17 protein-coding genes, 1 tRNA gene and 2 other RNA genes are annotated in these 18,705 nt (G+C 49.8%); 7 read left to right on the top strand and 13 right to left on the bottom strand.

The window, feature by feature from the left end:
- Positions 1-64 precede the first annotated feature (64 nt).
- From dppA to eptB, 5 genes are all read right to left on the bottom strand, one after another.
- A complete protein-coding gene (dppA, locus tag AC0IXI_RS00510; protein ID WP_064514767.1) occupies positions 65-1,672 on the bottom strand; it encodes a dipeptide ABC transporter periplasmic-binding protein DppA in 1,608 nt (535 codons plus the stop codon).
- A gap of 781 nt (positions 1,673-2,453) precedes the next feature.
- Positions 2,454-2,567, bottom strand: a non-coding RNA gene (locus AC0IXI_RS00505) — RtT sRNA.
- A 35-nt stretch (positions 2,568-2,602) separates the two neighbouring features.
- Positions 2,603-2,714: non-coding RNA, RtT sRNA (locus tag AC0IXI_RS00500), on the bottom strand.
- A gap of 36 nt (positions 2,715-2,750) precedes the next feature.
- Positions 2,751-2,827 (bottom strand) — tRNA-Pro (locus AC0IXI_RS00495).
- Positions 2,828-2,927: 100 nt separating this feature from the next.
- A complete protein-coding gene (gene eptB / locus AC0IXI_RS00490) occupies positions 2,928-4,613 on the bottom strand; it encodes a kdo(2)-lipid A phosphoethanolamine 7''-transferase (protein WP_134185944.1) in 1,686 nt (561 codons plus the stop codon).
- Positions 4,614-4,882: 269 nt separating this feature from the next.
- Here eptB and AC0IXI_RS00485 point away from each other — a divergent pair, with 269 nt between their 5' ends.
- Positions 4,883-5,467: an HD domain-containing protein gene (locus tag AC0IXI_RS00485; protein ID WP_134185946.1), complete on the top strand. Its 585-nt coding sequence runs from the start codon at positions 4,883-4,885 to the stop codon at positions 5,465-5,467.
- Here the strand turns inward: AC0IXI_RS00485 and AC0IXI_RS00480 are convergent.
- Entirely contained in the window at positions 5,458-6,660 is a 1,203-nt protein-coding gene (locus AC0IXI_RS00480) for an L-lactate MFS transporter (RefSeq protein WP_064514773.1), read from the bottom strand. The genes AC0IXI_RS00485 and AC0IXI_RS00480 overlap by 10 nt on opposite strands.
- A gap of 237 nt (positions 6,661-6,897) precedes the next feature.
- Positions 6,898-7,611 (bottom strand): autotransporter domain-containing protein, encoded by a 714-nt coding sequence (locus AC0IXI_RS00475; protein WP_064514775.1) that lies wholly within the window; start codon positions 7,609-7,611, stop codon positions 6,898-6,900.
- A gap of 170 nt (positions 7,612-7,781) precedes the next feature.
- Here AC0IXI_RS00475 and tag point away from each other — a divergent pair, with 170 nt between their 5' ends.
- Positions 7,782-8,345 carry a DNA-3-methyladenine glycosylase I gene (gene tag / locus AC0IXI_RS00470; RefSeq protein WP_064514777.1) on the top strand — a complete coding sequence of 188 codons (564 nt, stop codon included), beginning with the start codon at positions 7,782-7,784 and terminating at the stop codon, positions 8,343-8,345.
- Positions 8,342-8,782 (top strand): N-acetyltransferase, encoded by a 441-nt coding sequence (locus AC0IXI_RS00465; RefSeq protein ID WP_064514779.1) that lies wholly within the window; start codon positions 8,342-8,344, stop codon positions 8,780-8,782. Before tag ends, AC0IXI_RS00465 begins: the two co-directional genes overlap by 4 nt.
- Here AC0IXI_RS00465 and AC0IXI_RS00460 read toward each other — a convergent pair.
- Entirely contained in the window at positions 8,751-11,081 is a 2,331-nt protein-coding gene (locus AC0IXI_RS00460; protein WP_471681792.1) for a molybdopterin guanine dinucleotide-containing S/N-oxide reductase, read from the bottom strand. The genes AC0IXI_RS00465 and AC0IXI_RS00460 overlap by 32 nt on opposite strands.
- Before the next feature lie 166 nt (positions 11,082-11,247).
- Between AC0IXI_RS00460 and AC0IXI_RS00455 the strand changes: the two genes are divergently transcribed.
- A complete protein-coding gene (locus AC0IXI_RS00455; RefSeq protein ID WP_034460637.1) occupies positions 11,248-11,910 on the top strand; it encodes an OmpA family lipoprotein in 663 nt (220 codons plus the stop codon).
- 67 nt (positions 11,911-11,977) lie between these two features.
- Here AC0IXI_RS00455 and AC0IXI_RS00450 read toward each other — a convergent pair whose 3' ends face one another.
- On the bottom strand, positions 11,978-12,595 hold the full coding sequence (locus tag AC0IXI_RS00450; RefSeq protein ID WP_471681791.1) for a hypothetical protein: 618 nt from the start codon (positions 12,593-12,595) through the stop codon (positions 11,978-11,980).
- 199 nt (positions 12,596-12,794) lie between these two features.
- Between AC0IXI_RS00450 and AC0IXI_RS00445 the strand changes: the two genes are divergently transcribed.
- The 3 genes from AC0IXI_RS00445 to emrD all read left to right on the top strand — a co-directional run bounded on the left by AC0IXI_RS00445 (position 12,795) and on the right by emrD (position 15,050).
- The gene (locus tag AC0IXI_RS00445; protein WP_064514786.1) at positions 12,795-13,091 is read left to right on the top strand and encodes a hypothetical protein; all 297 of its coding nucleotides are present in this window, start codon (positions 12,795-12,797) and stop codon (positions 13,089-13,091) included.
- A gap of 436 nt (positions 13,092-13,527) precedes the next feature.
- Complete coding sequence (locus tag AC0IXI_RS00440) at positions 13,528-13,617, top strand: type I toxin-antitoxin system toxin TisB (RefSeq protein ID WP_134185952.1); 90 nt, start codon at positions 13,528-13,530, stop codon at positions 13,615-13,617.
- 248 nt (positions 13,618-13,865) lie between these two features.
- A complete protein-coding gene (gene emrD / locus AC0IXI_RS00435; RefSeq protein ID WP_064514788.1) occupies positions 13,866-15,050 on the top strand; it encodes a multidrug efflux MFS transporter EmrD in 1,185 nt (394 codons plus the stop codon).
- A gap of 73 nt (positions 15,051-15,123) precedes the next feature.
- Here the strand turns inward: emrD and AC0IXI_RS00430 are convergent, their stop codons facing one another.
- The 4 genes from AC0IXI_RS00430 to dsdC form a co-directional block, all read right to left on the bottom strand.
- Positions 15,124-15,846 (bottom strand): amino acid ABC transporter ATP-binding protein, encoded by a 723-nt coding sequence (locus AC0IXI_RS00430; RefSeq protein ID WP_134185954.1) that lies wholly within the window; start codon positions 15,844-15,846, stop codon positions 15,124-15,126.
- Positions 15,833-16,597, bottom strand: a complete 765-nt coding sequence (locus AC0IXI_RS00425; RefSeq protein WP_064514792.1) for an amino acid ABC transporter permease — start codon at positions 16,595-16,597, stop codon at positions 15,833-15,835. Before AC0IXI_RS00425 ends, AC0IXI_RS00430 begins: the two co-directional genes overlap by 14 nt.
- Before the next feature lie 102 nt (positions 16,598-16,699).
- A complete protein-coding gene (locus AC0IXI_RS00420; protein WP_422569473.1) occupies positions 16,700-17,437 on the bottom strand; it encodes a basic amino acid ABC transporter substrate-binding protein in 738 nt (245 codons plus the stop codon).
- A gap of 119 nt (positions 17,438-17,556) precedes the next feature.
- Complete coding sequence (gene dsdC, locus AC0IXI_RS00415) at positions 17,557-18,480, bottom strand: DNA-binding transcriptional regulator DsdC (RefSeq protein WP_064514796.1); 924 nt, start codon at positions 18,478-18,480, stop codon at positions 17,557-17,559.
- Positions 18,481-18,705 lie beyond the last annotated feature (225 nt).

Genomic DNA, 18,705 nt, shown 5'->3' with positions numbered 1-18,705 from the left:
TTGCTCACAAATCTTTCACCCTCTCCCCATTGGGAGAGGGAATAAAGCACGCTACTGTTATTTATTATTCGACAGACACGTTCTCAAAGTGGTGTTTGCCCAATGGGTCAACCACATAACCTTTCACTTCTTTGCGCACTGGCTCATATACCGTGGAGTGAGCAACGATCAGCGCCGGAGCCTGGTCATGCATCACGACCTGAGCTTGCTTGTACAGCTCGATACGCTTGTTGTGATCGTCTGTGGCACGCGCAGGTTGAATCAGGTCTTCAAACGGCTTGTAGCACCAGCGAGAGTAGTTAGAACCGTCTTTTGCTGCGGCACAGCTGAATAGAGTCGCGAAGAAGTTATCCGGGTCCCCATTGTCGCCAGTCCAACCCATCATCACAGCCTGGTGTTCACCGGCTTTAGCGCGTTTCAGGTACTCGCCCCACTCGTAAGTTACGATTTTGGCGGTCACACCGACTTTCGCCCAGTCAGCCTGAATCATCTCAGCCATACGGCGAGCGTTCGGGTTGTACGGACGCTGTACTGGCATTGCCCACAGATCAACGGTGAAGCCGTCAGCGTGGCCGGATTCTTTCAGCAGCGCTTTTGCTTTCTCAGGATCATAGGTGTAATCCTTGACGTCATCGTTGTAGCCCCACATGGTTGGTGGGATCAGGTTTTTAGCCGCAGTGCCTGCGCCTTGATAAACCGCTTTGATGATCGCTTCTTTGTTCACCGCATAAGTCAGCGCCTGACGAACTTTCACGTCATCAAACGGTTTTTTCTCGGTGTTGAAGGACAAGTAACCCACGTTCAGGCCAGCCTGTTCCATCAAGTTGATGCTCTTATCTTGTTTCATGCGAGCGATGTCAGCCGGGTTTGGATACGGCATAACCTGGCACTCGTTTTTCTGCAGTTTGGCGTAACGCACAGACGCATCAGGCGTGATGGAGAAGACCAGACGGTCGATCTGCGGCTTGGTGCCCCAGTAGCCTGGGAACGCTTTGTACAGAATGCGAGAATCTTTCTGGTATTGCAGCAGCTGGAACGGACCGGTACCGATTGGGTTCAGGTCAGTTTTTTCTGGCGTACCGGCTTTCATCATGTTGTCAGCATATTCTTTGGAAAGAATAGAGGCGAAGTCCATGGCGAGATCGGCCAGGAATGGTGATTCTGGACGAGTCAGCACGAACTGAACGGTATTGTCGTCCACTTTCTTAATTTCGCTGATCAGGTCAGATAAACCCATGCCTTCGAAGTATTCGTAGCTGCCGCCAGAAACTTTGTGATACGGGTTGTTGGCATTTTTCTGACGATCAAAAGAAAACACGACGTCATCAGCATTCAGATCGCGCGTTGGTTTGAAATCTTTGTTGTCTTGCCACTTCACACCTGAACGAAGGTGGAAGGTATAGGTTTTACCGTCTGCACTGACTTCCCATTTCTCAGCAAGGCCCGGGATAATTTCAGTGGTACCAGTTTTGAACTCGACCAAGCGGTTATAGATTGGCACTGAACTGGCATCGTAAGTTGTACCAGAGGTGAACAACTGCGGGTTAAAACCTTCTGGGGAACCTTCTGAGCAATAAACCAGGGTTTTTGCCTGAACGCTAGCTGCTACGGTCAAGGCCACCAGGCTCAGACCAAACTTCAGCATCCCTGACTTCTTCAAGGAAAGACTCATTCTTCTGCTCCGTTGTGATGTTCCCTTTATCTTTCTTGCCACGGCTTTACGGGCTGCCTTTACTCACACCGATCGCGTACTCAAGTAAGCTCACAATGATTTGTTCAGTTACCGCAGTGCTACAGCAAGAAATAATTCGGGGACATATGTCGTGTTGTTTTTTCCGTTAGACCTTTGTTATTTGTGTGCGGTCCGTTCGGTATGCCCGGAGGCGGTAGTGAGGCCAGGTGTTCCTTTCGTCAGGCTAGCTGTGTGGTAGTGCGGACTGTCCATAATTTGCCCCTCACGCCCTACAATCTGTCAATAGATGAGTAAAACGTCAATATAGGTAACGGGGATTTACAACCGAGGTGAGAATCAGCGAACAAAGTTTAAAAAAAGCCAGCCGCTCTGTTTCCAGCAGGGAAATTTATGCTACTGCCATGTAACCAGAATTATCCACTGATTAAAAGACGAGCGGGAGTGGTATGCAGTTGTGCTATTTCTGTAAAATTTCTTGCCAGATGCTGATTATCTGAACGATAAGTTTTGTGATCTATATCTCTTACAGCGAATCATGCTGGTATGAAACATAAGCAATGGCGTATTAACCCACGATTTTCCATAACAAAATACGATGGGAAATGTCACAAAAGCATATAAAGACAGATGTTGGACGATGAAGCGGATATTTTTACAAGGTTAGGGGTTTAACGTGGGGCGGGTGAGCGAGATGTCAGATGCGTGGCGGTAAACTACAGACGTAAGAAAACCCAACCTTGCGGTTGGGTTTTCTTGAATTTGGTCGGCGAGAGAGGATTATTCCCCTACGGGCCGTTGCTGAAGCAACGTTGTCTCGCTACGCTCGGCTCAAACCTCCTGCGGAGATTCTCATCCTCTTCAAACTACAGATGCAAAAAAGCCAACCCGAAGGTTGGCTTTTTCTAAATTTGGTCGGCGAGAGAGGATTATTCCCTGCGGGCCGTTGCTGAAGCAACGTTGTCTCGCTGCGCTCGGCTCAAACCTCCTGCGGAGATTCTCATCCTCATAAACTACAGACGTAAAAAAACCCAACCTTGCGGTTGGGTTTTCTTGAATTTGGTCGGCGAGAGAGGATTCGAACCTCCGACCCACTGGTCCCAAACCAGTTGCGCTACCAAGCTGCGCTACTCGCCGAATGCGGAGCGCATCTTACTGCGCACCGTTTTACCCGTCAATCCCTGAAACTGAAAATCCTGTCTGTTTGCTTTAAATTCCAGCACATGTGGCTAAAAAGTTACTGTGCGGCTTTCTTTTCGGGCACATGGCACCAGTTGTTGTTCTGGTTAATACCACCGTCTGGAGATGTATAGCCCAGACAACCCATGATGGTGTCATACAGCTCAACATGGCGGTGCGGCACCTTCATTTTCGCCTGTTCCTGCATATGTGCAAACTCACGTGCGCGATCCGGGTTTTCCAGATATTTATCAGATGCCCAAACCAGCAACGGCACACGGAACTGCTCAGGTGGAGCCATTTTACGTGGTGTACCGTGCAGGTGTTTGTGCTCGTCGATAGACTCACCATGGTCAGAGGCATAGAAAATAATCGCACGCTTATCACGCAGCTCAGAAATCACTTGTTCAAGCACGCTATCGGTATACAACACCGAGTTATCAAAAGCGTTAATCAGCTGCTCTTTGCTGCACTCTTTATCAATGCTGACGCACTCTGGAGTCCATTTCGCGTAGCTGCGTGGGTAACGTTGCACGTAAGAGAAGTGCGAGCCTTTGGTGTGCAGCACAATCAAATGCTTGCCGTTAGGATGCTCGTCCACAGAACGTTTCATCTCTTCGACCAGCAGCATGTCATCGACTTGCTTACCGCGGTTCCGCGGTTCAGCGGCAATCTGCTCACGGTAAGAGAAGTTATCTGCCATGGTGTTGCCGTAGAACCAGACTTCACTTTGCATCGCAAAAAGGTTTGAGCTGAAACCAAGCTGTTTAAGTACCGCAAAGACGTTCTGCTCTTTCAGAGTACGCTGCGGATTCTCTTCCGTCCCGCCTTCACGCACGAACATACAACGCAGCGAAAGCTTAGTCGCGGTATCGCAAGATTCACCTCTGAACGCGACCAGGTTTTTCTCCTGGGCGAGTTTTGGTGTGGTGTCACGGTCATAGCCCAGAATACCCATGTGATCCCAGCGAGTGGTTTCGCCAATCACAAACACAACATAGGTATCATCGAGCTCTTTTGGCGCGACATACGTAAACTTCTTCGCTGGGTTGAGCAACGAACTATTGTCGTTGGACTCATCAGCCTGAGCCCAAGCAAAAAGACCCAACGCTGAGACCCAGTTTGATGGCAGATAAGAGTTAGCCACCACGCCGCCGTAGCTTGGCATATCTACCGTGGAGCGTTTTTCTGTACGATTTTGTTGTTTATCAAGTAAACGCAGTGGTGCCCAAACCATCAGTCCAGCCAACAGCACAATGGCCACGTTTTTGATGCGCTGACCTGGGGTTTTCAATTGGTTAAGCAGGGTATCGCGTGTTTTGCTTCCCCAGATAAGTACCAACGGAATAGCACTGACCAAAACCATCCACAATACGAATTGATAGCCGACAATTTCTTTCGAGAGGTCGATATCTGTGGTCATAACCGAGGCGATAATACCGTAGCCAATAACGACGTTAAGCAACGTCATGTAATAGCTGGCACCAACGGAGCACAACACGATTAATGTAGCGAGGATTCGCCAGACGGTACGGCCAAACAGGGATAACACACGGAATAAAAAGAAAGTGACCAGTACACAAGCCACGACCTCTGCGACCATGGAGAAACCTTTCAGGCGACTAAAGTCCTGAGCAAAGCCCATGAAACGATTATAAAAAACCGAAAGGTTCAAAAATATGCCGATGTATACCGCTAACAGAAAACAGAGTTTCTGCTGGGTCATCGATTTAATGTAATTCATGCAGGTTGTCCGAAAAAATAATGCAAAAAAGAGATGTTATAAACATCACTCAGACTCCCCCTGGTGAAGAAAATTCTGAGCAATAAAAAATAGAGTCCGAATCAGGATGATTCTTAGCCAATTTTTGGCGCGGATTAGTAGAACATAGGGAGAGTAAAAAGTATCGGCAAAATTAGTGATCCACACGGTTGTTTACATATCTCATGCTGGCTCAACACAGGTGGGTTATGGAACATATCAGGCAATATTGGTGATGCAGAGAGGTAGTTATGCTGTCTTTAGAAGAACGCGCACGCCGATATGCAACAAAGGCTCATGCAGCTTGCGATCAGCGCCGCAAATATACACTTGAGCCATATATCGTCCATCCCGCAGCCGTGGTGGAGATAGTCAGAAGCGTTTCTCCTATTGAGGAAGTGCTCGCGGCAGCCTGGTTGCACGACACTGTTGAGGATACCGGTACCACGCTTATCGACATTCAGGAGCACTTTGGTCCGGATGTGGCAACTCTGGTGGCAATGGTCACCAACCCTGAACAACTCCCCGGCACCAATCGTATGCATCGTAAACGTGCTCACTTCCTGCATACCGCCAACGCAAGCCTCGAGGCGCAAACCATCAAACTGGCTGACATCATCGATAACACGCGTGAAATTTTGCGCTACGACCCACACTTTGCCCGGGTCTACTTGATAGAAAAACGCATTCAGTTGGCAGGATTACAACGAGGGAATGAGATCTTAAAAGCACAAGCGGAAGGCATTATAGAACAGGGGATTTCACAATTAATGATGCCGCCGTATAACGTCCCGGCGGCATGGTTTGCGGCATTAATGGCTCGCTATCAAGCGTGAGCTTCTTGATAAACTTCGCGCGCTGGAGTGCGGATGGTGGTGGAAATCGCCAGAGACAAAATCAGCAAGGCAAAGATGACGCAGAAGGTCACGTAGAAGCCGCCGAAGATGGAAGCGATAATCGAACCGCAGATGCTGCCGATACCGAAGCCTAAGTAAATCACACCGTAGTTTTTAGTCAGGTTATTCAGACCAAAGAACTCGCTCACCAGTGATGGGTAAACGGTGATGGTGCCGCCGAAGTTAAACGCTACACAGGCAATCGCTGCAAAGAAAGTCGCTTCGTTAAGTGGGGCAAACAACAGTGCAGCCATGCCGACCAAAGAAATAACCTGGCCGATAGTGATAACGCGGATACGAGCAATCTTATCGGACAGAATACCCAGCACCAGGCGGCCACTCAGGTTAGCAATCGCGATAACGGTTACCGCGTTTGCCGCAGACTCAGCAGTCAAATGCACCATGCCTTGTGCGATATCTTTTGCTACACCGATAACATACAAACCACTCATGCAGGCAGTCAGGAACATGATAGCCAGCATCCAGTACTGTGGCTTACGCATAGATTCTGCAAGGGTGTAATCTTTTTCGGCCACACCATTCGCGGTTTTAACTTCCTGCAATGGGGCATCTTTCATCAGTAATGAACCGAGAAGAATCATCACCATCGCCAGGCCACCCCAAATCATAAAGGTGCTTTCAAGGCCGTAAGTTGCCAGTAAATGGGTATCGATATATTTGAAACCCAGGCTGCCGAGGCCGTAAGAGCCAATGGCGAATGCGGAAATCAGGCCTTTACGCTCCGGGAACCATTTCACGCAGTTGGAGAGTGTTAACAGGTAACCCGCACCATCGGCCAGGCCCACCAGCACACCGGCACTCAACCACAGCATCAGCAAGTTATTGGAATGTGCGGTCAGGAAAAAGCCGACACCCAGCAGAACACCTGCCGCCATCGTTACTTTGCGTACACCAAAACGTTCCTGCAATTTGCCCGCAACGGAAGAGGAAATCGCAAGGCCAAGGCTTAATAAACCAAAGGAAAATGCCACCTGGCTGATTGGCTCACCCAGCTTTTGCGACAGTGCGCTGTTGAACAAGCTCCAGGTATAAACGGAACCCAATGCAAACTGGGTAATGATGGTGCCGATCAGAGTTAACCAACGAGTACGGTTGTAGGTAGAATTATTCATGGCAGATGTCCGCAAAATTTAAGAGAAATCTTCTGCTGCCAAGAGTAACGAAGTGCATTTTATTCCAGGAGAAAAAGGCATGAAGTGCACTCAGGCCGGAATGAAATGCACCTGAGAGGGAATGAATGACCTGGACGTTAATTCAAAATCAATAAAGTTAGTGCCTACTATCAATATAAGGTGCGTAAACACTGATTATTAAATGTTAAATATATCAGTTCAAGGTTACATTAATGATCAGAAGCGCGCGCTAACGCCAACATTATAAATATATGCCTCACCTGTCGTTAATCCTTCGGCTTGTGACATAGAAGCAAACGCTGCCATATTTTTACCAATTGGCATATCGGCACCCACGGTCACATCCATCCAGCTTGCGTCCTGACTCGGCACGACATTTGCTCGTAGTCCTGACTGTGCCTTCCAGAGATTTTCACCATACTGATGGTTATAACTAACTTGTGCCCACGGGCGCAGATAGCCTACCGAGGAATCCATACGCCAACCCACAGTAGAGACGCTGGCATGCCAGAGTTGATCGGTAAATCGCGCTGCGACAGCCGTGTCGCCATACTCGTTATAAATTCCGGGCGTTGTGCCATCCCAACTGTATTTTGCTGTCGGGCCGGTTGTAATATTGCCAGGCAAAGAGATATTCCAGCCGATGCCCAAACGTGAGGTATCAGCGCTAATATTATCGTTACCAGAAACGAGCATCAGCCCCTCCTGGTTTTGGGAGGTAAAAGAAGAATTGATCCTTTCTGCGAGAATATCGTTGTAGCTTGGTTGGCGATTACTGTCCCAAGTGTAACGATCCTGCGCTTCGCCCGAAGTTTCTTCGGCGACATATTCTTGTTGCCAGGCAAATACATTCGTAGCGTGTGACAGGCAACACAAAGCCAGCACCGTGGAGAAAGTGACACGGCGACCACTGCGTATAATTTTGATCATCAAAACGACTCCAGAAAAGAGCCAAATCCGGCGATATTATTAGTCTTTTTGTCGGGCTTGCGGATAACCCCTAATTAACTCATGGTGTATCAAGATGGCCCTGAATTAACTATTGTCGCTTTATTTCGCACGTCAAGTTGGCACGAGAAATTTCATCAAAGGAGAAACGTATGCTGCGTTGTGGATGGGTATCAAATGACCCGCTCTATATTGAGTATCACGATAAGGAATGGGGTGTGCCGATGACTGACGGGCAACACCTGTTTGAGATGATTTGCCTTGAAGGACAACAGGCCGGTTTATCATGGATAACCGTGCTGAAAAAACGCGAAAACTACCGTCGCTGCTTTAAAAATTTCGATCCGCAGGCCGTGGCTTTACTGCAACCGGAAGACGTAGACGAACTGGTACAGGATGCCGGTATTATCCGCCATCGCGGGAAAATAGAAGCCATCATCAATAACGCGAAAGCGTATCTGGCGATGGAAGCCAACGGTGAGAAATTCCCGGAGTTTGTCTGGTCGTTTGTCGATAACCAGGCGCAGATTACACAGGCGGCAACGCTTGCAGAAATCCCTACCACCACCCCCGCGTCCGACGCGTTATCAAAAGCGCTGAAAAAACGCGGCTTTAAGTTCGTCGGGTCAACCATTTGCTACTCGTTTATGCAGGCCTGTGGGCTGGTCAATGACCACGTCACCACTTGCTTCTGCCATCCCGATAATCTCAAATGATTCGCCGCCTACAGCCTGGTGAAATGGATGAACTGATTGAAATCTGGCTTGCCAGCACGATTCAGGCTCATCCATTTATTAGCGAAAATTACTGGCACGAAAGTGAGTCCATCGTACGGAATGTTTATATTCCGCAATCTGCGACCTGGGTTTATCTGCATCAGGACAAAATGGTGGGATTTATTAGCGTGCTGGATTCGCTATTTATTGGCGCATTGTTTGTTAGCGAACCTTTTATTGGCAAGGGAATTGGGCAAGCGTTGATGGAGCACGTCAAAGCGCTTTATCCCTCACTGAGCCTTGAGGTTTACCAGAAGAATCATCGGGCAGTGCATTTCTATCATCACCAGGGCTTTCGCATTGAAGAAAGCGCCTGGCAAAACGAAACGCACCACCCGACCTGGATTATGAGCTGGCAGGCGGAACAAATGCCGTAACTTCCGGTACCGGGCCGAGATACTTTTCGGCCCATACCAGCGACGAGTTTGCAGCACAGCCATTTGCCAGGCGCGAAGTCGGAATATCAAGCGTCAGCACATTCACCGCACCGTTTTTACACAGCTTTTCGTCGTCTAAATCAGGCCACGCCCCTTGGTGAATACAGACCACTCCAGGCTTTATGCCTTCTGTTACCAGCGCACCCACCAGCACCTGCCCACGCGCATTCCAGACACGCACTAAATCACCATCCGCAATGCCACGTTCAGCCGCATCTTTTGGATGCAGTGTTAACGGCTCACGTCCGGCAATCGCGTATTTATCACGCAGCGCCGAATAGTTAAGCTGGCTGTGCAGGCGATGTGCCGGATGAGATGAAAGCAGTTGAAGCTGACCGGACTGCGCATTGCCTTGCCATTCGTCTGGCGCAAGCCAGGTCGGATGCGCAGGGCAATCAGCGTAACCAAAACTGGCAATACGCTCGGAATAAATTTCGATTTTCCCGCTTGGTGTTTTTAATGGATTAGCCTGCGGATCATGGCGGAAATCAGCGAAACGAATAAAAGCGGCGTTCTTTTCACTTTCCGGCATTTCTATCAGCTGGTTAACTTCCCAGAACTGTTTAAATTCCGGCAGTTCTATCTGCTGCGTCGCACCGCGCTTGCGCGCAATGTCATAGAACTCTTCCAGCCATTGCAGCTCGGTTTTTCCTTCAGTAAAACGGGCTTCGCCACCCTCTTCCCACAATGCACTGAGTTGGGCAAAAACATCGAAATCATTGCGCGCCTCCCCTTGTGGGGAAACGACCTGCTTCATCGGCACTAAATGCTGGTTACTGTAATCACCGGTCATCGTTAAATCATTGCGCTCAAACGATGTGGTGATCGGCAACACAATATCTGCGTGTTTTGCGGCCGCCGTCCAGAAGCATTCGGAAATAACGACCAACTCCGGTTTCTGCCAGGCTTTGATCAGACGATTGGTATCTTGATGGTGGGTAAAATTACCGCCACCCGCCCACCAGAGCATGCGAATATCCGGGAATGTTTTTTGCTGCCCATTATGCTGATACTCGCCACCTGGGTGTTCCAGCGCTTCAACAATGCGTGCCACCGGGATTTTCTCGACAGCATCAGTACCGTTGGCCACCGTTCCCTGCATTGAACCCAGCACCGCCGCGCGCCGCGTTGGGTTGCCACCGTTCGCAAAGTGATAAGACAAACCAAAACCGCCGCCCGGCGTACCAATTTGCCCCAGCATCGCTGCAAGCGTGACCAACATCCAGTGCTTTTGCTCGCCATACTGCTGGCGCTGCATCCCCCAGCCCGACATCAGCATGGTGCGATTGCGGCTAAATACCTGCGCCAGGTATTCAATGGTTTGCACCGGCACACCGCAAATCTTCGCTGCCCACTCGGCGTTTTTCGGCTGACCGTCTAATTCGCCCGTCAAATAAGCGGCGAATTTATCGTAGCCATGAGTACAGCGCGCCAGGAAGTCAGTATCGTGCCAGCCGTGTTTAACCAGCGTATGCGCGATACCCAACATCAGCGCGACATCAGTTCCCATATTTGGAGCAATCCACTGGGCATTTTCACCAAAGAAATCCACCGTTTCCGATCGCATCGGATCAATGGCGATCACGGTTTTACCGCTGTTTTTCAGTTGCTCAAAAAACCTCACGCCCTGTTCGTCGCTGGCATTCCAGGCAATCTTCAGCGTGTTCAATGGGTTGGCGCTCCACAGCACCACCACATCGCTGTGCTCCAGCACCAACGGCCAGCTAGTTTGCTGCTGATAAACCTCATTTGAGCCAACCACATACGGCATGATGACCTGCGCAGCACCGGTTGAGTAATCGCCCAGGTGCCCGGTATAACCGCCCGCGAGACTCATATAGCGCTGCAATAATGTCGCCGCTTTATGAAGTACGCCATTGGAGCGCCAGCCGTAGGAACCCGCAAAAATGGAAGCTGCCCCATAAGTCGTGCGAATGCGTTGGTGCTGCTGGTGAATCAACTGGAGCGCTTCACCCCAACTGATGCGCACATACTCATCTTCACCCCGCACACCTTGTGGTGCTTCGGGTGAGGCAAGAAAACCTTTCCTGGCCATGGGATACTGCACACGGGCTTTACTGTGTACCTGGTCTGGAACTGCGCTTTGCAGTGAATTCTCATGCCCGGTTTCCAATGCCCCTCTGGAAGCGAGGACTCGCTCTCCATCAGTTTCAACTATCATCGGGCCCCAGTGTGCGGCAGTTAGAATTTTCTTGTTTGATGAGAATACGTTAGCCAATTCGGGCTCCCTTATTTGCAGGTGTTGTGCAGGTGGCGGCCTGATGGCCACTCAATATTTTGTTTACAAATTCAGACGACTCTATAGAAATTTCTACACATTCACACGGCATAATCAACCGCCGCTGAAGTCGCGGTTGAGTTATTAAATTCACAAAGGAAATGAGATGAAAAAACGCGTCATGATGATTGCCGCCATTGTTTGCGGCACGTTAGCAGTTTCTGGTTGTACTACCAACCCTTACACCGGCGAACGTGAAGCAGGGAAATCAGGCATTGGAGCCGGTATTGGCTCGCTGGTAGGCGCAGGCGTTGGCGCACTCTCCTCATCTAAAAAAGATCGCGGCAAAGGTGCACTGATTGGTGCCGCAGCAGGTGCTGCATTAGGTGGTGGCGTTGGTTATTACATGGATGTGCAGGAAGCGAAACTTCGTGAAAAAATGCAGGGAACGGGCGTGAGTGTGACGCGTAGTGGCGACAACATCGTGCTTAATATGCCAAACAATGTCACCTTCGACAGCAGCAGCGCAACACTGAAACCGGCTGGCGCGAATACCCTGACCGGCGTGGCAATGGTATTAAAAGAATACCCAAAAACTGCGGTTAATATCGTTGGTTACACTGACAGCACCGGCAGCCAGGAGCTGAATATGAAGCTTTCCCAGCAGCGTGCAGATGGTGTGGGTAGCGCGCTGATCACACAAGGTGTGGCAGCAAACCGTGTGCGTACCACAGGCGCAGGCCCGGCCAACCCAATCGCCAGCAACAGCACGGCTGAAGGCAAAGCCCAGAACCGCCGCGTAGAAATTACGCTGAGCCCGCTGTCTTAAGCATTGGATTTGGCTGTATCTCGCCCTGGCTCATTGCCAGGGCGAAGTTTGATAAAAAACTCTGCATTTACATCGGCGGTGTCAGGCCATCTTTACCGGCGGATATCCCGCGAGCAACTAACTGACCTTTATCATCTTTCGCTGTGTGTAATACGACTTTAGTACCAGGTTTCAACAGTGATTTATCCGCTGGGGTAATTAGCACCACCGGAGCGTCATCCGGAACAATGACTGTTTTTTCCTGATCTTTAACCTTCACCGTCATCGTACGGCCATGACTATTAACCAGTTTTCCGACCGTACCGTTGGTCATCGTGTTTACATTGCCGTCGGCAGATTCAAAAGGGTTAAACCCTTCACCCGATCCCCGCAAGCTCGGCGCGAATACATGTACTTCTAACGCTTTTAGCGTTCCATCAGCTTGCTGCACCGCCGCTGTGCCAATAAAACTATCAGGTTTGATATCACTTACTTTTGCCTCGCTGACGCTATTCACTTTGGTTTGATCGGTCAGAGTGACATCGAGCTTCTCCCCCTGCCGCGTGGTGATAATGAGCGTATTACCATTCACAGCATCGATAATGCCACGCACCGGCCTGATAACATTTTCAGCTGCCGTCGCCATAGAACCAGCACTCAGCAACAATGCGCTGAGCAGCAAAGCGGAAAAACAATGCTTAGTCATTTTTCTCTCCAGTATTCAGTTTACGAATCATTAGCAAGCTTATTAAGGGTAATTCGCAAATGAAAACCGGTGAGGAAAGTCGTTTGAAAGAGTGTGTTTAAACATTTCGCCAAATCGTGTGGCGCCAGGCAGTCGGAGCTAAACTATCCATGATACGCTGCGTGAATACGCTATCCATTGTGCTGATCCAGGAAGAAATATGGCTTACAAATTTGCTCTGATAGTGCTTATCCCACTCGCCGTTATTGGCTGTTCATCGACTGATACCTCAGGCTATGACGGGCATAAAACCATTAACCCGGCAGAGACTAACGAGGCATTAATCATGCGCTCGAAATATCCGGATCAGTATTATGGCCGTGAAAACTTAACCACGGAGCAGCGCAGAGAAATAAGCGAGAAAATGCGTGCAGACAGGCTGGAAGCACGAGGACGGCAGGATAACAGCACTGACAGCGGCGATGGCTTCGGGCAATCCGTTCCCCACGGGTTTTAGAACTAAGTCAATTTCAGAACCTACAAAAACAAAAAACCCCGCTGGTGAGGCGAGGTTTTTTGTTTTTGCTACTAGTGCTTTTACTGCTTCGCACACCAGATCACATCAACCCACAAAATATACGACGAAACCCCACCCTGGTGCAAATAGTTGCTGCTAATGTGAGCAATGCATAAATCTGTGGCTTGCGAAGCTGTTCGCATTTTCATCTTTTTACTGTTTATTTATACAGTATAATGGATATACTGATTGTGTTGAATGTGATGTGCTCTGAGGCCGCAAACCGCCGCGCAATTTAAGTCCTGGCTGAAACGGGTGGTGCCGTCAGTGCCTTAACCTCAGAGGAGCGCATCGGATCACCTCAACAAACTCAGCGGGCTACAGGCAGCGGAAAGGCTCGCCGGCTGAAAGTGCTCCTGTTAACAGGAGAAAGCGTATGGGCTTGATGGGACTGGCTATTTTGTTTCTGAAACTCATGGTTGCGTTACTGCAACTACTTGAAGTCGCCATGAAATACTTCAAGTAATTCATCGTCTTCAAGTCGCACCAAAAGGAGGCGGGAAACCGCCTCCTTTTTATAAACCTCTGTTGCCGTTTCGCTGGCAACATAAATTGCCGTTCAGGCTTTACATACTGCCAATTTATCTCTCATCCAAAAGGTGTCAGGCCATAGGGTTTCATCGTCTTTGTGTGGTAGATTCCTCTCGATTTTTTGGCGCAGTCAGTTTTATAAACTGACAATTGGCATATAAACCCCAAATAACAACTGAGAAAATGAAAAAGTTAGCCAATATTCACCTGCTGATGATGTTGATTCTGCTGGTTGCTGTCGGGCAAATGACGCAAACCATTTATATCCCTTCAATTCCCGATATGGCTCACGATTTCGGCGTGCGCAGCGGTGCAATTCAGCAAGTGATGGCGGCATATTTGCTGACCTATGGCGTGTCGCAACTTGTCTACGGGCCGATATCAGACCGCATCGGCCGCCGCCCGGTCATTCTCACCGGTATGAGTATTTTTATCCTCGCCACACTTTGGGCTCTGTTCACCACTAATTTAACAGCGCTGGTGATTGCCAGTGCGTTGCAGGGAATGGGGACAGGCGTTGCAGGTGTGATGGCACGAACCATGCCGCGTGACCTTTACGAAGGTGCATCGCTCCGTTCTGCCAACAGTCTGCTGAATATGGGGATTCTGGTCAGCCCGCTATTGGCTCCGGTCATCGGCGGGATGCTTGACTCCGTATGGGGTTGGCGTGCTTGCTACGGCTTCTTGCTGGTGCTTTGCACCATTGTCGCTTTCTGCATGTTGCGTTGGTTACCTGAAACTCGCCCGGTTCAGGCTAAACCTCAACGACTGGTTGCGAGCTATAAAGCCTTACTAGGCAGCGGCTCGTTTAATTGCTATTTGCTGATGCTGGTCGGTGGCCTTGCAGGCGTGGCGGTGTTTGAAGCCTGTTCCGGTGTGTTGATGGGCGGCGTTCTTGGGCTCAATGGCGTAGTGGTGAGTATTCTGTTTATTCTCCCTATCCCAGCAGCCTTCTTTGGCTCCTGGTATGCTGGCCGGGAGAATGCGCGCTTCTCTTCATTGATGTGGCAAGCCGTATTGAGCTGCCTGTTTGCCGGCATTTTGATGTGGATTCCAGGCTGGCTTGGAATTATGAACATCTGGACATTACTGGTACCAGCCGCGCTGTTCTTCTTCGGCGCAGGGATGTTATTCCCATTGGCGACCAGCGGCGCAATGGAGCCGTTCCCATTCCTCGCAGGCACCGCGGGCGCGCTGGTTGGTGGGCTGCAAAATATTGGTTCAGGAGCGATGGCGTGGTTTTCTGCGTTACTGCCACAAACCGGGCAATTCAGCCTCGGAATGCTCATGACGGCAATGGGCGTGATGATTTTGTTCTGCTGGCTTCCGCTGTCGCATAAGTTTCAGCGGCATGGGGAAGCGGTGTAATTTACGCTAAATCCGAGAGAATTAAACGCGAACGTAGGTCGGGTAAGCGTAGCGCTACCCGACACTATCCAACTTAAAGCACTTTACTCAAAAACTCTTTGGTACGTGGGTTAGTCGGGTTGCTAAACAGTTGCGACGGCGGCCCCTGCTCCTGAATCACACCCTGATCAATAAACACCACGCGGTCCGCCACTTCACGGGCAAAGCCCATTTCGTGGGTGACGATAACCATCGTCATTCCTTCCAGCGCCAGTTGTTTCATGACTGCCAGCACTTCACCCACCAGCTCGGGGTCGAGTGCCGAAGTCGGCTCATCAAACAGAATGATCGACGGCTCCATTGCCAATGCACGAGCAATCGCTACACGCTGCTGCTGCCCGCCGGAAAGGCTTGACGGCCAGGCGTCGATTTTGTCTATAAGCCCAACCTTTTGCAGCAACTTTTCCGCACGTGACACGGCTTCAGCCTTCGATAAACCTTTAAGCGACATCGGCGCCATCGTCAGGTTTTCCAACACTGTCATATGTGGGAACAGGTTAAAACGCTGGAATACCATGCCAATACTTTCGCGCAGCGTGTTGAGGTTAGTTTTTGGGTCGTGCACGGCAAAACCGTTCACCATAACCTCACCACCGTCTGGTTTTTCCAGCGCATTCAGGCAACGTAAAAAGGTACTCTTACCGGAACCGGACGGACCAATCACACATACCACTTCCTGCGGCGCGATATCACAGGAAATGCCGCGCAGCACATGAGTTTTGCCAAATTTTTTCTGTAAATCCTTAACGTGAATCACTTTTGCCGAGCCTCTTTTCCATGTGTTGCACCATCAGCGAGAGCATGAACGTCAGCACCCAATACACCAGCGAGATCGTCAGGTACGGTTCCCAATAAGTCGCATAAGCGCCAGAGACAGTACGTGCAGCGTAGGCCAAATCTGCAAGGCCAATCGCCGAGGCCAGTGAAGAATCTTTCACAATGGCGATAGCGTTATTGCCCAGCGGTGGCAGAATCCGGCGGAACGCCTGCGGCAAAATCACTTTGCGCATCGTTTTACCCCAGCCCATACCCAACGCACGCGATGCTTCCATCTGGCCTTTGTCGATTGACTGAATACCCGCACGGAAAATCTCAGAGACATAGGCCCCGGCATTGAGCGTAATCGCCACCACGCACGAGAGAAACGCGCCATATTCAGAGCGCAGTGCACGGGCAAAATCGACCGACATCAGCCCGCTGGTCACTAACATGCCATCACGCGGGTTAATAAAAAGCGGCACCAGCGCGAAATGAACCACCATGATTTGCACAAACAGTGGTGTGCCACGGAACGCACTGACGTAAACGCGCACTGGCCATTGCACCGCATAACGCAGTACATGTTTCCACGGACCATCTTCGGCGTGCGCCATGCGGCCTAGCCCAAGCAACAAGCCCCAGGTGGTGCCTAAAATAACGCAGATGATGGTGCACTTGATGGTCATGATCGCGCCCTGCATAAATAACGGCGCGTATTCTGAGATTATCTCCCAGCGAAATCCGGTCATACCTGTCCTTGTTGGGGCCGAAAAGGCCCCAAGTCATATACCCATTATCCTTCAAGCTGCAGGGGTGTTGGCTGCAACTCGAATGCTAACGGGTATCGCAAATTATTCAGCGGGGAGGGTTGGAACGTTGCTATCAAACCATGTGGAATAGATTTTTGCGTAGGTCCCGTCTGCGACGATTTTCTTCAGGCCTGCGTTGATTTTACCCAGCAGTTCCTGGTTATCTTTCGCTACCGCAATGCCGAAATACTGGCGTTCAAATTTGTCGTCTTTTACCGCTTTCAGCGCTTTTTCCGGGTGAGATTTGATGTAGTACTTCACCACACCCACATCGCCAACCGCTGCGTCGATACCGTCTTCAGCCAGCTCTTGCAGCATCAGCGGCGTATTATCAAAGCGCTTGATGTCAGTGCTGTTTTTGCCCAGCGTGTCGGACACGACAGTATCGCCAGCGCTAGAGTTCACTACGCCAACTTTCTTACCTTTCAGCGCGTTAACGGAATCCACTTTGGAATCATTAGGTACCACGATGGACTGCTCTGCCGGGAAATATGGCGCGGAGAAATCAACCATCGCTTTGCGTTTATCGGTGATGGTGATGCCAGAAATAATGATGTCACGGTCACCGGAGTTCAGCGTGGCAAAAATACCTTCCCACGGTGTATTAACCAGTTTGATATCAAAGCCTTCTGCTTTAGCGATGGCTTTGATGATGTCGATATCAAAACCTTCCAACTGTTTCTGGCTGTTTTCAAATTCAAACGGGCGATACGTTCCACCAGAACCCACAACATAGGTCTGTTGTGCGGCATAAGCAGAAGTACAAACAGCGGAAACCATGCATCCGGCCAAAATAACTGACTTAACTAACTTCCTGAACATTTCGCGCTCCATTAAATTATTTATGCACTTTATTTGCATAAAAATACATAATTTAATGCTGCGCGGCAACTACAAAATTACACCGCCGACTGCATCCACTGAATAAACGCTTCAATTTTTGGCCATTGCCGCCCAGGCAATGTAGTGGCGTAATAATGCTGATGGCACTTCAATGTCATTTCGCCAAAGGGGGCAACCAGCTCACCGCGATCCAACCGTTTTTGCACCAGTCTTTTGCGCCCCATCGCCACTCCAACCTGGTTTACCGCAGCAATCACGGCTAAATCTGAGCGATCAAACCCGATACCCGAAGAGGAAGGTAAATCGACGGAAAAGTGCTGCGCCCAGCTGTGCCATTCATCTGTACCCGAATCATTACTCCACGCCTGGCGGTCATGTAACAGCGTGCAATTGCGCAAATGTGCAGGTTTATTTTTTAACTCAAAACGCTGGGCATATTCCGGGCTGCACACCGGCAGAATGGACTCATCCATCAAAAAATGATGGGTTAGCTGTGACGAAGGGGCATCGTCAAAATAGAGCGCCAAATCGACTCCCGCACGTTGCAGATTCACGTTGTCATTGCCAGTCAGAATGGTCAGTGAAATCGAAGGGTAGCGCCGCGTAAAATCCCCGAGCCGCGGCACCAGCCAACATTGAGCGATGGAAGGGCGCGAATATATCGTCAGCAGGCCAGACAGTTCCTGATTTTTGATATCCAGAATTTCCTGGTTGAGCGTATCGAGCGACGATTTCAGCGCCCAGAAAACCCGCTTTCCTTCATGCGTTAACTCGACTTTACGGTGTGAGCGCACAAACAGCTGGATCCCCAACTCCTGCTCAAGTTGATTAATCCGGTGGCTGACCGCGCTCGAACTTAGCGAAAGCTCCTCCGCTGCCAGTGCAAAAGATTGATGCCGGGCCGCGACTTCAAATGTGTAGAGTTTTGATAGCTGCCAGCCGTTAAGCAGGCGGTTTCTGACTTCACGAATCGGGTCCATAGCGCTTTCCTGAAAGATAAATCATGGCGGCATTGTAAAATACGCCCTCGAAAACGTCGTTTTAAGATGTGAGAAATCGAATCAAAATCAAATAAACACCCCTAATTCCGACCTGAATCACTCTTTTGCATCAATCTGGCTCATCTGAAATGCCATTTATATCGTTTGTCAGTCAGGAGCAATTTTTATCCAATAGCGGCAGATAAATCGCAGAGTGAGGTGGGT

The organism is Buttiauxella sp. AC038 (assembly GCF_979253565.1).
Note: the sequence above shows the minus strand (reverse complement) of the source record. Positions and strands in the feature narration are given on the sequence as shown.